Genomic DNA, 14,373 nt, shown 5'->3' with positions numbered 1-14,373 from the left:
GACCGACATGGACGTTGCCGAACCAACCCGGGTGAAACCGGCCTCGCTGCCGCGTCGCGGCACCAACGTGCCTGCGGTTCCTTCGGATTTCGGCGCAGGAGGCCGCGACAGGATGGTCCTCAACCTCTTTTTCGAAGAACGGGACGACCGCTGGTTTCCCGGCGACCGCCATCTCCGGCCACTGCTGCGACGTTTGCTGCTGGGCAAGTCCTTCATCAGCGGCCAGCGGCGCGTCCTGCTCAATCTCTGCGCAGGCCTCGATCGGCTCGGCATCCGCTACCGCGTCAACGACTATCGCTACATCCGGAAGCACCCCGAGGAACTGGCCTGCATCATCGGCCGGCCGTTCGTGCTCGACTGGTTCAAGTGGAAGAACCCGCTCCTGCTCGGCGTCGCCATGTATGACCACCCGATCGATGCGCCGGAGAGCCTGAAGGACCTCGATGTGAGGCGCGTGCTGGTGCCGTGCGCCTGGTATGCCGACATGTTCCGTCCGCACTGGCCCCACGTCGGCGCCTGGCCCGTCGGCATCGAGACCGATCTTTGGACACCCGCGCCGGCGGATCAGAAGAATGTCGACGTGTTGCTCTACGACAAGGTCCGCTGGGACCAAGGACGGTACGAGCGAGAGCTGATCGAGCCGATCCGCAGGCATCTCGAGGCAAGCGGCCGTACCGTCGAAGTGATCCGCTACGGGCACTACAAGGAAGACGATTACAAGGCCGCGCTGGCGCGTTGCCGCAGCATGGTCTTCCTCTGCGAGCACGAGAGCCAGGGCATCGCCTGCCAGCAGGCGCTGTCGAGCGGCGTTCCAGTCTTTGCCTGGGACCGCGGCGGACCGTGGCAGGATCCGAAATATTTCCCGGACAAGGTGAGGTTCGAAGGCGACGTGTCCTCGGTGCCCTATTTCGACGGGCGCTGTGGCATGACCTTCACCGATGCGAGCGGATTCACCGCAGGCTGGGACGACTTCTGGTCGCACGTCGGCGCGGGGGATTTCGCGCCGCGCGCCTATGTGCTGGACCACCTGACGCTCGAGAAAGGCGCGCTTCACTACTACGAGATCGCGGAAGCCGCGATGCAGCGTCACGCGTGACCGGGCTCGACAGACGCGAATTTCTCCTCGGCAGCGCCGCGGCCCTCGCGGCGACCGCATCTGCGTCCGCAGCGCCGGCATCGAAACGCGCCCAGCGCCGTCCTGGCTTTGGCGCTGCGGCGACACTCTGGGACCTGCAAGCCGATCCCAGGCTCGGCGAGGCCATCAGCACCTATTGCACCCAGGTGGTGCCGGTGCTCGAGCTGAAATGGCCGATGCTGCGGCCGGACGCGCATACGTTCGCCTTCGAACGCGCCGACGCGATCCTGGATTTCGCGCAGGCGAACGACCTGACGATGCGCGGCCACGCGCTCGCTTGGTATCACGACATTCCGGACTGGACCAAGCAGATCAAGAACGCCAAGGGCGTCGAGCGCGCGTATCGCGACCACATCGGCACCGTCGTCTCCTACTACAAGGACAAGCTGACGTCGTGGGATGTCGTCAACGAGCCGATCCCGGACAATCCCCGCAGTCCGAAGGATCGGCGTGACACGTTCTGGACGCAGCATCTGGGTCAAGGCTGGATTCCGTTGGCGTTCCGCACGGCAGCTGCGGCGGATCCCTTCGTCAAGCTCGCGATCAACGAATACGACATCGAGTCGGCAAAAGACTCGTTCATTGCCAAGCGGGCAGCCTATCGCAACCTCATCATGGACCTGCTCGATCAGGGCGTTCCGCTGCACGCGGTGGGCCTGCAATCGCATCTGCACGCCGAGCTCGAGATCGACACGCAGGGGCTCGCCGCGTTTGTGGCCGAGCTGCGTTCCTGGGGACTCGAGGTGCTCGTCACCGAGCTCGACGTCGACGACCAGAAGCTGAGCGGCAATCCGGCCGAACGCGACGCCATCGTCGCCAAGCGCGTCGACGATCTTCTCACGGCGATCTCGGCCAGCGGCCCGGTGCGCTCGATCCTGACCTGGGGCATCTCGGACCGCTACAGCTGGATCAACGGCACCTTCGCCCGCAAGGACAAGCAGCCGAACCGCCCGCTGCCGCTCGACGGCGACTTCAAGCCGAAGCCGTTCATGGACGTCATCAGCAAGTTTACGAAGGACGCCTGAGGCGCTGGTCCTCAGCGTGTCTTCGGCGTTTCGAACGCGGGCGCATCTCCGATGTGATCGGGAGCAAGGCTCGGACTGCGACGGTCGCGCGAAGAGAGGCGGAACACGTCGCGGATGTCGTCGATCGAGGTCGACGAATAGGACTGAATGCAGAGCGCGACCTGCTCGGGCGAGGCCGTACGCATCATCGCCTCGATCGCCGGGCGGTCGAGCGGCGTGTCGTCCCAGTGGGAGACCGCGATACTGTCTTCCGTGACCCGATGGGCCGCCAGATGCTCAGGCGAATTGGCGACGAAATTGCCATACAGCAGGTATTCGGAGAACTTCTTCTTCCGGCACAATGCCAGCGCCCAGCTGAGGCCCGTCGCCGACTTGATGGCGTCCGTCATCGCGCGCGCGGAGTCCTTGTCCCAGACCAGCGCGTTGCCGACATAATCGTCCGCCGGGAACGAGCGCTCCTTGATACCCAGAAGCTGATCGATGGTGCGGAGCCACACGCCATGCACCGGGTGGTCCGCGCCGATCGCCCTGCGGGTGACGAAGAGCGGCGTCTTCTCACCGCCGGCATATAGGCCGACGTCGAATTCGCGGAAGAACAGATTGTCCGAATCCAGGATGCAGATGCGCTGCTCGGGCGCATTGAGGACCCCGGCGATCTTCAGGATCTGCTGGATGTGCCAGCCATGCACGGGTGACGACAACAGCGAGAGCCAGACACGCCGGCTGCTGAGAAACTGGAGGGCCGGCGGCACCGCGAACAGCCATTTCGGCAGGTAGCGCGAGGCCGGAACGATGACCCTCTTGTCGGAGGCGAACCGCGCGAACAGCGGAACGTCCTCATCGTTAACGAGAACATAATGCCGTGTATATCCCGAAAGCCAGGTGTCGATGCTCTCGCTGAGCAGCGAAAAGCGCTCGATATCCTTGGCGTAGCTGGCAGTCAGCAGGGCAACGGAATGCATGGCGCGCGCTCGAATGGCAGTCAGGCCGCACTCATAGCGGCAATGTGGGGCGTTGGAAACTTGCGATCGCAATCAAGGTAAAATGAAACGAAGTATTAGCCATCCGCCGGCAGCCCCTGCGCGAGGCTGCAAAAGCGCAGCGGTGCCAGGGCTGATGCTCGCTGCCACCAGTCGGCGACGCGGTCGTCGAGGGCGGTGGTGCCGCGGCCCTGGCCGGGGAAGATCCGGATCTGCTGGATCGCCTCAGCTTCAAACCCCCTGCCCTTGCGCGTGATCCTGAGCGCCGCGCCTTCGCGATCCCGCTGCGTCAGCGGCACCAGGAGGCGGCCGCGCGGACGGAGCGACTGGAGCCAGACCGGGTGCGGCTGCGGGAAGCCGGCATGCACGATGATCACGTCGGCGGGTTCGCCGACGTCCTTGCATCCGTCGCCGTTGACGACCTTGACGTTGCGATATCCGTGCAGGTGGTTCGCCGCCCGGGCCGCGAGCCGCTCGTCGCATTCGATCGCACGTACGCTGCCCTTTGGACCGACCATCTTCGACAGCACCGCGGAGAAATAGCCAAGTCCGCAGCCGATCTGCACGACGCGGTCCCTCTCCCTGACGTCGAGCATGTCGATGAGATGCGCCCACAGGCTCGGCAAGCCGGTGTCGAGCTTGCGGCGGGCGTCGATCGCGACCAGCACATTGTCGTAGAGATGAACGGGATCCGCATCGGGCGTCAGCCGGTAGCTGCGCGCCGCCTCGCTCTTGATGCGCCAGGGCCCCTTCGACAGAAAATCCTCGCGCGGAACGGTGGCGAGCGCCTCGAGCAGGCGGGGCGAGGAAATCCGCTCGCGCCTGGCAATCCGCTCCACGTAGCGCGCACGCGCGGCGGCAAGTTCGCGCATGTCACAGATCGGCCTGTTCGCGCGCGGGCGTGTCGGTCACGAGCTCGGTCACGAGCTGCATCGCCTGCTTCAGGTCCGGCGTGTTAAAACCTTCGCTGAACTTGCCCACGACCGGCGCGAGCAGGAGACTTGCGTCCTCGCGCCTGCCGGCTTCGAGCGACAGGCGCGCGAGGCTGACGGCGGTGCGAAGCTCCCAGGACAGCGCACCCTGCTTGCGCGCGGTCGCCAGCGACTGGGCGAACAGGTCCTCGGCCTCCTGCACCGAGGCGGGATCGCCATCCGACAGGATGATCTCGCCTTGAAGGCGATAGACCTCGGCGAGGTAGGAATGATCACCGGTCCGCCGCGCGGTTGCGAGCGCGCCGTCCAGCGCGCGCAAGGCGGCATCCCGCATCCCGACCTTGGCGTAGGCTTCCGCGAGCAGGCAGCGGAACCAGCAGCCGGCGAGCCAGGAATCCATCGCCTCGTACTCGTCGAGGCCGAAGCGCATCTGGCTGAGGCCTTCGTCGGTCTCGCCGAGCTGCGTCAGCGCCCAACCGCGCAGGATCGTCGCCTGCTGCTTCCAGTGCAGGAAATTGTGCTCGCTGGCGATGATCATGGCGCGGTTGGCGTGGTCGCGCGTACCCTCGACGTCGCGCAGATGCTGGCAGAGATAGGCGCCGAACACGAGCGCAAAGGCGAGCGTGAAGGGATGGCGGATCTTCTCGGCATTGGCGATCGCCTGCTCGCTGTGCTGGCGCGCCGCGTCGGGCCGGCCGAGGAACCAGAGGAGATAGCCGAGATAGGACAGCGAGACGACGCCGGGATCGGTGCCGTGCCGCTCCATCAGATCGGAGTGCAAATCGGGGCTGTAGAGATTGATGCAGCGGTGCAGATGATGCTGCGAGGCGGCAAAGCGGCCGCGATAGAGCATGGTCATCGCGATCGAACGGTGCGCCTCGATCAGATACCCGGTCTGCTGCGCCGGCTGCGAACGCTCGCTCAGCCGCTGCCGCTTGGCGAATCTCAACAGCTCGACGCTGAGATCGTGCGCGCGGGTGAGATCGGCGCGGATGAAATGGCACACCCAGAGTCCGCGAGTGGCTGCGAAGACCTTTTCGTCGTCATCAAGCTGATGGCCGAGCTCCAGGGCGCGGATGTAGTTTTCCTCGACTTCCTGCACCGCATAGCCCTTGGCGGCAATCAGCGAATTGCCCAGTGCGATGCGCAGCTCGAGCTCCATCTCGTCGGCCCCCGGTATGCCCGCGCTGGCGTGCACGACGCTGAGGCCGCGGCGCAGATGGCCGATCGCCTCCAGATTGGCGCCGCTCCTCGCCGCCTGCTTGCCCGCCTTGAGCCAAAAGCTGGCGGCGCCCTCGCTCTGGCCGGATTCGGTCAGGTGATGGGCGAGCAACTCCGGCTCGCGCTCGGACTTCTCCGGATACATTTCGGAAAGCACCTGGACGATCCGGGAATGCAGCTTGCGCCGCTCGCTGTGCAACAGGCTCGCATGCGCGGCGTTCTGGATCATCACGTGCTTGAAGGAGTAGAGCGCGTCCGGTGGATGGCCGCGGCGCATGATCAGCCCTGCCTCCTCCAGATGATTGAGTGCCGCCACGATCTGCTCGGCCGGCGTGTTGGCGACGGCGTGCAGCGTCTCGTAGGAGAACTCGCGACCTATCGTGGCGCCGATCTGCGCGATCCGCTTGAACGGTCCCATCCGGTCGAGCCGCGCCATCAGCGAGTCGGTCAGGGTTGCCGGGATTGCGAGCTGCCGCCACGGCCCGGACAGCACATAGCGCCCGTGCCGCTCGGTCAGGAGGTCGGATTCGAGAACCGTCTTGGTCAGCTCTTCCAAAAACAGCGGCACGCCGTCGGTCTTGACGATGATCTCCTCGACGACCTCCTTGGGCAGCTCGCGTCCCGCAACGCGCTCGACCAGCGTCGTGCGCAATTGCCGGCTCAGGCGGTTCAGGACCACGGTGGTGATGTGCGAATGCGCGTTCCAGCTCGGCTGGAATTCGGTGCGCGCGGTGATGATGACCAGGATCGGCCGGTTCTGCAGCCGGTCGACCAGAAGGTCGATCACCTCGCGGGACGTCGGGTCGATCCAGTGCAGGTCCTCGAACGCGATCACCAGCGGCATCTCGCGCGCAAGGCCGAGGAAATGGTTGACCAGCGCCACGACGGTCGCATCCTTCTGCTGCCGCGGCGACAGTTCGAGCGGCGGATAGCGGTCTCCGGTCGGTATCGACAGCAGCGCGGCAAACAGCGGCGTGACCTGCTCGATGTCGCCATGAGCGGCGGCGATCGCGGTCTCGAGGCTCGCCAGCGACAGCGCGGACGACTCCTCGCGATCGAGGCCGAGGGAGAATTTGAGCTGGTCGACGAACGGATGGAACGCCGTGGAGGTGTAGTAAGGCGAGCATTGGAGCGAGACTTGTCCATGGCGGTCGCCCGATATCCGCTCGAAGATTTCCTGGATGATGCGCGACTTGCCGATGCCGGGCTCGCCGAACTTGACCACGACCTGGCCGTCGCCGTCCTTGGCCTGCTGCCAGCGCCCCATCAACAGCGCGATCTCCTCCTCGCGGTTGACGAGCGGAGTCAACCGCGAGCCCCTGGCGGCGGCGAAGCGGGTCTCCACCCGCGAGGCGCGCACCACGTGCCAGGCCTGTGCCTTCTCGGAGATCCCCTTCAGGACATGGACGCCGAGATTGCGGTAGTCGAACTTCCCCTTCAGCAGCGACTGCGTCGAAGCCGAGATCACCACGCCATTGGGCGGCGCCAGGGCCTGCAGGCGCGCAGCGAGATTGACGGTTTCGCCGACCGCGGAGTCGCGTTCTTCGGTGCCCTGCCCGACGAGGTCGCCGACCACGACGAGGCCGGTCGCGATCCCGATGCGGACGGCGGGTGAATGGCTGAGCGCACCGCGCTGCTCGACCGCGTGCGCCGTCGACAGCACCCGCACGATCTCGAGCCCGGCGCGCACCGCGCGCTCAGCATCGTCCTCATGTGCGGTCGGATAGCCGAAATAGACCAGGATACCGTCGCCGACGAAACGGGCGGCAAAGCCCTCGTAATGCTTGACCACGCGGACGCAGGTTTCGCGGAAGCCCGCAATCATGTCGCGGACGTCTTCGGGATCGAACTGCGCGGAAAGCGAGGTGGAATCCACCATGTCGCAGAACATCGTGGTGAGCTGGCGCCGTTCGGCTCCGACCTCCGCCCGTGCTTGCGGACGCACCGCCTCGGTTGGCGCCTCCGCCGTTTCCGCTTGAAACAGCGCCGCCATCGCCCGCTGGAGCCGCTTGCGATCGCCGAGCGGCAATCCGAGCCCGACCAGATCGGATTCGGTCAGGTCCCCGATCACGTCGAGATCGAGACGGTGCTGCGCGAAGAGATCGGTGTAGTGACCGAGGCCGATACCTTCGAGCCAGCGCTTCAGCTCGCCTTCCGTCCCCGTGCCCGGCTCATTCTCCAGCATGGTGATTCTGCCCGACCATCACTCCGTCGAAGGGCTCTGGGGCCCCTCAACCACAGATTTTGGGGCTCAAACTTCACCTCAGACTGGACGCGTTCCCCAACTTCCTGGAAGAATAGCTCAATCGGATCAAAAGGGAATGGCGTTGTCGGACATTGCACCCGGAGCAGACGAAGGATCAGCCGGTGCCACGGCCGAAACGAAGATATTCGCACATATCAGCGGCCTTCTCGAATTCTACGCGCGCAGGACACCGGCGGCGCCCGCACTCCTCGCTCCTGACCGGCCGGTTCTCAACTACCGCGCCTTGGGCGACCGGACGCAGGATCTGATCCGCACGCTGCGCGGGCTCGGCATCGCGCCAGCGGACCGCATTGCAGTTGCACTGCCGCGCGGCGCCGACAGCGCGTTGGCATTGATCGCGGTCGCGTCGGCCGCCGTTTGCATCCCCGTCAGTCCTGATCTGACGGCGGACGAGCTGCAACGCTATTTCAGCGAATTGAAGTTGGCGGCGCTCGTGACCCGGGCCGACATGAACTCGGCGAGCCGCGACGTCGCCAGGGCGCTCGATATCGCGGTGATCGATTTCGTGCCGGGGCCGAAAGACGATCTCGGCGGTTGCGCGTTCATCGGCCCGTCGGTCGGGCCGGCGAGCACGAGCGGCCCCTCGCGCGGGGACGACGACGCGTTCATCCTGTTGACGTCAGGCACGGCGGCGCGGCCGAAGATGGTGCCGCTGACGCATCGCAATGTCTGCCTGTCCGCTTACAATGCCGGCCATGTGCTATCGCTCACGTCGCGCGATCGCCTGCTCAACGTCCTCCCGCTGTTTCATGCCCATGGCCTGATCTCCGGCCTTCTCACGGCGCTGGCCGCGGGCTCCAGCGTGGTCTGCACCGACGGCTTCGACGCATCATCCTTCTTCGGCTGGATGCGGGAGCTGCAACCGACCTGGTACACGGCGGTGCCGACCATTCATCGCGCATTGCTAACGGCGGCGGAGGCGAGCCCGGACCGTGCCAGACCGTCGTCGCTGCGCGTGATCCGCTCGGCCTCGGCCTCGCTCGCGCCTGCGATTCTTCGAGGGCTGGAGGCGACGTTCGGCGTTCCCGTGCTGGAGACCTACGGGATGACGGAAGCGGCCTCGCAGATCGCGGCCAATCCGTTCGAGCTGCGCAAGGTCGGATCGGTCGGCCGAGCCGCCGGTCCCGAGATCGCGATCATGAACGAGACGGGCCGCACGCTTGCGAGCGGCGCGCGCGGCGAGATCATGCTGCGCGGGCCCAACATGAGCCGTGGCTACTATAATGACGAGGCGGCGACGCAGGCTGCGTTCCGCAATGGCTGGTTCCGGACCGGCGACCTCGGCTATCTCGACGCCGACGGCTATCTTTTCATCGTCGGCCGCATCAAGGACGTCATCAACCGCGGTGGTCAGAAAATCTCGCCGCTGGAGGTGGAAGAAATTCTGCTCAGCCACCCGGCGGTGCTGGAGGCCGGCGTGTTTGCCGTGCCGCACCCGAAGCTCGGCGAGAACGTCGCCGCCGTCGTGGTGCTGCGGCCGAACGCCGAGGCCACTTCCGACCAGTTGCGCCAGTTCGCACGAAAGCGGCTAGCAGCCTACAAGGTACCGAGCCTGATCCGCAGCGTCGCGGCACTGCCGAAAGGCGCCAGCGGCAAGGTCAAACGCGGTGCGCTGGCCGGACTGATTGCAGCAGTGGACGGCAACGACGAGACCCGGCTGCCGCGCAATGCGATGGAGACCCAGCTCGCCGAAATCTGGGCTGGTCTATTGGAGCTGCCGCAGCTCGGCGCCGACCAGGACGTCTTCGCGCTCGGCGCGGACTCGCTCGCGGTGACGCAGATGCGCTCGCGCCTGCGCGAACACTTCAATGTCGAGTTCTCGTTCGAGGACATCTTCGATTGCACCACGGTCGCGGCACTTGCGGCGCGGATCGAAACCGCTGCAAGCCGGCGCGAGGCTGCGCTGCCGGCCTGGCACCACGCTGCGAACGCAGACGCACCGCTGTCGTTCCAGCAGCAGCGCATGTACGTCCTCTCGCGGCTCGACCCGACCCGCTACAATTACAATGTCGTCGAAGTTGCGCTCCTCGACGGCCCGGTCGACGTCGCCGCGCTTTCTGCGAGCCTCACTGAGATCTGCACACGCCATGAGGCGCTGCGCACGATCTTCATCGAACGTCGGGGCGAGCCGGTGCAGCTTGTGCTGTCATCGCCGCCGCGACTCGAGCGTATCAAGCTCAAGCCCTGCCCTGCGGGCAAGCGGCTGGCGGTTGTCCGGCGCGAGGCGCTCAAGCTCGCGCAACATCCGTTCGACCTGGCTCACGAGCCGCCGCTGAAGATCACATTGCTGTCGTTCAACGGAAACAGCCATGCGCTGTTGGTCAACGTCCATCATCTCGTCACCGACGGCTGGTCGCAGCGGCTGTTCTGGGAGGAGCTCGCCGTCCACTACGCCGCGGCGCGCAAGAAGTACCCGGCCGCGCTGCCTCCGCCCGCGTTCCAGTATCGCGACTTCGCGCTCTGGCAGCAGAGCTGGGCGCAGACGCCGGCGGCGAAGGAGCAGCTCGATTATTGGAGAGCCCAGCTCAACGGCGTCACCACGCTGCCGCTGCGAACGGACAGGCCCAGACCGGCGGTCTGGAGCGGTCACGGCGCGCGCCACTATCTCGAATTCTCCAGGACGCTGTCGGGCGAGCTGCGCGCGCTGAGCCAGAGCCAGGGCGTCACACCGTTCATGACGCTGCTGGCGGCCTTCCAGTGCCTGTTGTTCCGCCACACCTCGCATGAGGACGTCGCGACGGGATCGCTGATCGCCAACCGCAACCAGATCGAGAGCGAACGCCTGATCGGGCTGTTCGCCAACACCCTCATCCTGCGCAACGATTTCAGCGGCGATCCGAGCTTCGGCGAGATGTTGCGGCGGGTGCGGCAGGTCACGTTGGATGCCTATCGCAACCAGGACCTCCCGATCGAGGAGGTGTTGCGCACGCTCCAGATCGCGCGCCGCAGCGACGGCAACCCGCTGTTCCGGATCATGTTCATCCTCCAGAACGCCTCGATCGAGGCGGCACGTTTTCCCGGCCTGTCGACACGGCGGCTGGAAATCGATCCGAAAGTGGCGCGCTTCGACATCACGCTCGAACTGGTCGAGGCCGATGGCCGCTTCAGCGGGTTCTTCGAATACGCCACCGATCTGTTCGACGCCGCGACGATCGCAGGCATGGCCGCCCAGCTCAGGACGCTGCTCAAGGCCGTCATCGCCAATCCGGAACAGCGCATCTCGCGCCTGCCGCTCCTGACCGAGGCCGAACGCCGGCTGTTGCTGGCGAAAGGCCGTGGCGTGCCGGCCAATTTCACGACGCGCGGCAATTTGAGCGAACGCTTCGAGCGCCAGGCGAGGAAGACGCCGAACGCTGTTGCGGTGTCGGACGGCCGTACGTCTCTGAGCTATCGCGAGCTGGTGCACCGCAGCCTGGCGGCCGCGCGCTGGCTGGCCCGTGAGGGCGTCGGCGCCGAGAGCGTCGTCGCCTTGCTCGCGGAGCGCGGGCCCGACCTGCTCGCCGCGATGATCGCAGTGCAGCGCGTCGGCGCGGCCTTTCTCAATCTCGATCCCGACCAGCCGACGGCCCAGCTCACGACCATCCTCGGATCGAGCTGTGCCCGCGTGTTGCTGACCGGACGGGCTCAGTCCGCCATGGTCGAGGCACTGCTCGAGCCGCTGGTCGAACGCATGCAGGTGGCCGCGCTCGAAGACGCGATCGCCTCGGGAGTGACCAAGCCCGCACGCGCCGCACCGCGGGCCGCCTCCAGCCTCGCCTATCTCGTCTATACGTCCGGCTCCTCCGGCGCGCCGAAGGGCGTGATGATCGAGCAGCGCGGCCTGTCGAACCACCTCGCTTCGCTCATCTCCGAGCTCGACCTCTCCGCCAGGGACGTGATCGCGCAGACCGCGCCGCAGAGCTTCGTCATCTCGGTCTGGCAGTTCCTCGCCGGGCCGATGGTCGGCGCGCGCGTGCATGTCTGCGGCAATGCGATCGTGCGGGACCCGATCCTGCTGGCGCGGGAGATCGAGCGTGAGGGCATCACGGTGCTCGAGATCGTGCCTTCGCTGCTGCGCGTCATTCTCGATCGCCTGGACGAAGTGCCGGTGCTGCGCGCCTTCTCCAGGTTGCGTCTCCTGATCTCGACCGGAGAGCCATTGCCCGTCGAGCTCTGCCGCGCCTGGTTCGCCCGCTGTCCAGGAGTGCCGTTGATCAACGCCTATGGCGCGTCGGAATGCTCCGATGACGCCTCCCTGCATCGCCTGACCAAGGCCCCGGCGATCGCGACGGGCAACGTTCCGGTCGGCGTGCCGCTGCCGAACACCCAGCTCTACGTGCTCGACGCAAACCTCCAGCCGCAGCCGATCGGCGTGACCGGCGAGCTCTGCATCGGCGGTGCCGGCGTAGGCCGCGGCTATGTCAACGATCCCGCGCAAAGCCGGCAGCGCTTCATCCCCGATCCGTTCTCGCGCCAGCACGGCAGCCGGCTCTACCGGACTGGCGATCTTGCCCGGCGCCGCGCCGACGGGACGATCGAATGCCTCGGCCGTGCCGACCATCAGGTCAAGATCCGTGGCCATCGTATCGAGCTCAAGGAGATCGAGAACGCGCTTGCCGATCATCCGGGCGTGCGCGCCGGCATCGTCGAGCCGCGCCGCGAGGCGAGCGGCGATATCAGGCTGATCGCCCATATCGTCGCGAAGCCCGGCAGCCGGAGCAGCGCCAGCGAGCTGCGCGAATTCCTGAAAGCCAGGCTGTCGGCCCACGCCATCCCGTCCGCCTTCCTGTTCCTGGATCAGGTGCCGCTCAACGCCCATGGCAAGATCGACCGCTCCGCGCTGCTGGCGCCCACCCAGCCGGAAACGTCCGGGCCGGACGCGGCCGTGCCGGCGCGGCGCTTCACCGAAAAGGTGCTCTCCGACATCTGGATCGACCTGCTGAAGGTCGAGAGCATCGGTGTGACCGACAATTTCTTCGATCTCGGTGGCCATTCGCTGCTGGCCGGCCAGGCGATGGCGCGCGTTGCCCGCGCGCTCGGCGTGTCGCTGCCGATCAAGACCATCTTCGAGGCACCGACGATCGAAGAGCTCGCTCGGCGAGTCGACGAGGCCGTGGCGGCAAAGCCGCACAAGCCAGCCGCAAGCGTGCCGCGATTGGCTGCGAGCGGGCCTCCTGCGCTTTCCATCGCGCAGGACCAGATGCTGCGGATCGAGCGGAATCTGCCGGAGCTGCCGTTGTTCAACCTGCCCTTCGCCTTCCGTCTGCAGGGCCCACTCGATTCGGCCGCTCTGGCAAAGGCGATCGATGATGTCGTGCGCCGGCACGAATCGCTGCGGACCGCGTTTGCCTGGAATGGCGAGGAGCCCGAAAGCCGCATCGTCGCGCCTCGCGCCCTTGGCCCTGTCATGACCGTCGAGACGATCGGCGACGGTCAGCCCCACAACAACAAGCGGCGCAAGGCGCTCGAACTCAGGAAGATCAATCTCCTGATCGAGCAGGAGACCTATACCCCGATCGACGCCACGCGTGCGCCGCTGCTGCGCGCCCGGCTGTTGCGGCTCCACGACGACGACCACGTGCTCTTGCTGACGCTGCATCACGCCATTGTCGATGGCTGGTCAATCGGCGTGCTGTTCGAGGAATTGTCGAGCCGGTATGCGGCGCTGGCCGGATATCCGTCGGTGCCGTTACCGAAGCCGCCACCGGCTTTTTCGGCTGTCGCACGCTGGCAGCGCTGGTGGTGCGATACCGACGCCGCCCGCCGCCAGGCGTCAGACTGGACGGAGAGTTTGCGCGGAGCGGGCCCCGTCTTCGACGGCGGATCGAGCCCGGGCGCACCCACCGGGCACCATCCGGTCAGCCTCGAGCATGAACTGGTCGGCCGACTCACGGCGTTCGCCGGCCGGCACAATTGCACGCTGTTCATGTGCCTGCTCACCGGCCTGAAGGGCATGCTGCTGGCGCGGACGGGCCGCACCGACATCGTGATCGCGACCGCCATGGCCAATCGTGCCCAGCCGGACACCGACCGCATCATCGGCCCGTTCGAGAACACGGTGATCGTCCGCACGACAATCACGCCGGAGCTGTCGTTCGCGCAGGCCCTGGTGCGGGTGCGCCAGAGCGTGCTCGACGCGCATGGACGGCAGGAGCTGCCGTTCAGCATGCTGGCCGACCATCTGGAGCAGGAGGGCATCGATCCGGCCTCGCTGCTCCAGGTCTATTTCACGCTGCAGAATCCACTGCGCCAGCCGCTCGATCTCCCGGATCTCGCGACAGGATCGATCGGCAACATCGCGCGCGAAGGCCAGCCGGTGCTGCCGATCGACCAGACCTGGCTGTCGCTGATGCTCAAGGAGCGGCCGACCGGCATCACCGGCTCATGCAACTACAAGCGCGAGTTGATCGAGGGCCGAATGGTCGGCGAGTGGATTGAGGATCTCGTCGCGCTGCTGACGGCGGCCGTCGCCCAGCCCAACACACCGCTCGGCCGGTTGCCCGCCCGCAGGGCAGCCTGAGCGGGCTGCATCGCGAACGAGTACGGATTCACGGCCAAGGCTGTGAATGATCAAGTTGCGTCTTGATTATTTGGCGTCGCCGCGCAAGATTATTCCCGCGGTTTGATTTGGACGATTATTTTCAACCGGGGGAGTGTTATGGGTTTCATCAAATTTACCAAGGGCACCTCGTTGAGCGACAAGGACCGCAAGGCCCTCCAGAAGCTGCTGACCAACGAGAAAAAGAAGCTGCAATCCGCGCTGAAGGACGTCGACGCCAGCCTTTCGATGCTCGGTGGGTCGAAGAAGGCCAAGAAGAAAAAGAAGTAAAGTTCG

General features: G+C 66.0%; 7 protein-coding genes. 4 read left to right on the top strand and 3 right to left on the bottom strand.

Annotated elements, in window-relative coordinates:
• Nucleotides 1–7 precede the first annotated feature (7 nt).
• Together ABIA42_RS03060 and ABIA42_RS03055 are read left to right on the top strand one after the other, a co-directional pair.
• Nucleotides 8–1,096: a glycosyltransferase family 1 protein gene (locus tag ABIA42_RS03060; RefSeq protein WP_271526863.1), complete on the top strand. Its 1,089-nt coding sequence runs from the start codon at nt 8–10 to the stop codon at nt 1,094–1,096.
• Nucleotides 1,093–2,160, top strand: coding sequence for an endo-1,4-beta-xylanase (locus ABIA42_RS03055; RefSeq protein ID WP_370115606.1), 1,068 nt, complete (start codon nt 1,093–1,095; stop codon nt 2,158–2,160). The genes ABIA42_RS03060 and ABIA42_RS03055 overlap by 4 nt, the downstream gene beginning before the upstream one ends.
• Nucleotides 2,161–2,171: 11 nt before the next feature.
• Here ABIA42_RS03055 and ABIA42_RS03050 read toward each other — a convergent pair whose 3' ends face one another.
• The 3 genes from ABIA42_RS03050 to ABIA42_RS03040 form a co-directional block, all read right to left on the bottom strand.
• On the bottom strand, nt 2,172–3,122 hold the full coding sequence (locus tag ABIA42_RS03050) for a DUF6492 family protein (protein ID WP_370115608.1): 951 nt from the start codon (nt 3,120–3,122) through the stop codon (nt 2,172–2,174).
• A 95-nt stretch (nt 3,123–3,217) separates the two neighbouring features.
• Nucleotides 3,218–4,012, bottom strand: coding sequence for a protein-L-isoaspartate O-methyltransferase (locus ABIA42_RS03045; RefSeq protein ID WP_370115610.1), 795 nt, complete (start codon nt 4,010–4,012; stop codon nt 3,218–3,220).
• A gap of 1 nt (nt 4,013) precedes the next feature.
• Complete coding sequence (locus ABIA42_RS03040) at nt 4,014–7,478, bottom strand: AAA family ATPase (protein WP_370115612.1); 3,465 nt, start codon at nt 7,476–7,478, stop codon at nt 4,014–4,016.
• A 136-nt stretch (nt 7,479–7,614) separates the two neighbouring features.
• On the opposite strand from ABIA42_RS03040, the gene ABIA42_RS03035 reads away from it, so the two are divergent.
• Nucleotides 7,615–14,058, top strand: coding sequence for an amino acid adenylation domain-containing protein (locus ABIA42_RS03035; protein ID WP_370115614.1), 6,444 nt, complete (start codon nt 7,615–7,617; stop codon nt 14,056–14,058).
• Nucleotides 14,059–14,196: 138 nt separating this feature from the next.
• The gene (locus tag ABIA42_RS03030; protein WP_271526869.1) at nt 14,197–14,367 is read left to right on the top strand and encodes a hypothetical protein; all 171 of its coding nucleotides are present in this window, start codon (nt 14,197–14,199) and stop codon (nt 14,365–14,367) included.
• Nucleotides 14,368–14,373: the final 6 nt, after the last annotated feature.

The sequence above is a fragment of the Bradyrhizobium sp. USDA 327 genome, from assembly GCF_041262065.1.
Classification (GTDB): domain Bacteria; phylum Pseudomonadota; class Alphaproteobacteria; order Rhizobiales; family Xanthobacteraceae; genus Bradyrhizobium; species Bradyrhizobium liaoningense.
Note: the sequence above shows the minus strand (reverse complement) of the source record. Positions and strands in the feature narration are given on the sequence as shown.

Bases quoted from the DNA above. Each gene is read 5' to 3' on its own strand.
- ABIA42_RS03060 (WP_271526863.1), top strand. From the start codon at position 8: ATGGACGTTGCCGAACCAACCCGGGTGAAACCGGCCTCGCTGCCGCGT.
- ABIA42_RS03050 (WP_370115608.1), bottom strand. From the start codon at position 3,122: ATGCATTCCGTTGCCCTGCTGACTGCCAGCTACGCCAAGGATATCGAG.
- ABIA42_RS03045 (WP_370115610.1), bottom strand. From the start codon at position 4,012: ATGCGCGAACTTGCCGCCGCGCGTGCGCGCTACGTGGAGCGGATTGCC.
- ABIA42_RS03040 (WP_370115612.1), bottom strand. From the start codon at position 7,478: ATGCTGGAGAATGAGCCGGGCACGGGGACGGAAGGCGAGCTGAAGCGC.
- ABIA42_RS03035 (WP_370115614.1), top strand. From the start codon at position 7,615: ATGGCGTTGTCGGACATTGCACCCGGAGCAGACGAAGGATCAGCCGGT.
- ABIA42_RS03030 (WP_271526869.1), top strand. From the start codon at position 14,197: ATGGGTTTCATCAAATTTACCAAGGGCACCTCGTTGAGCGACAAGGAC.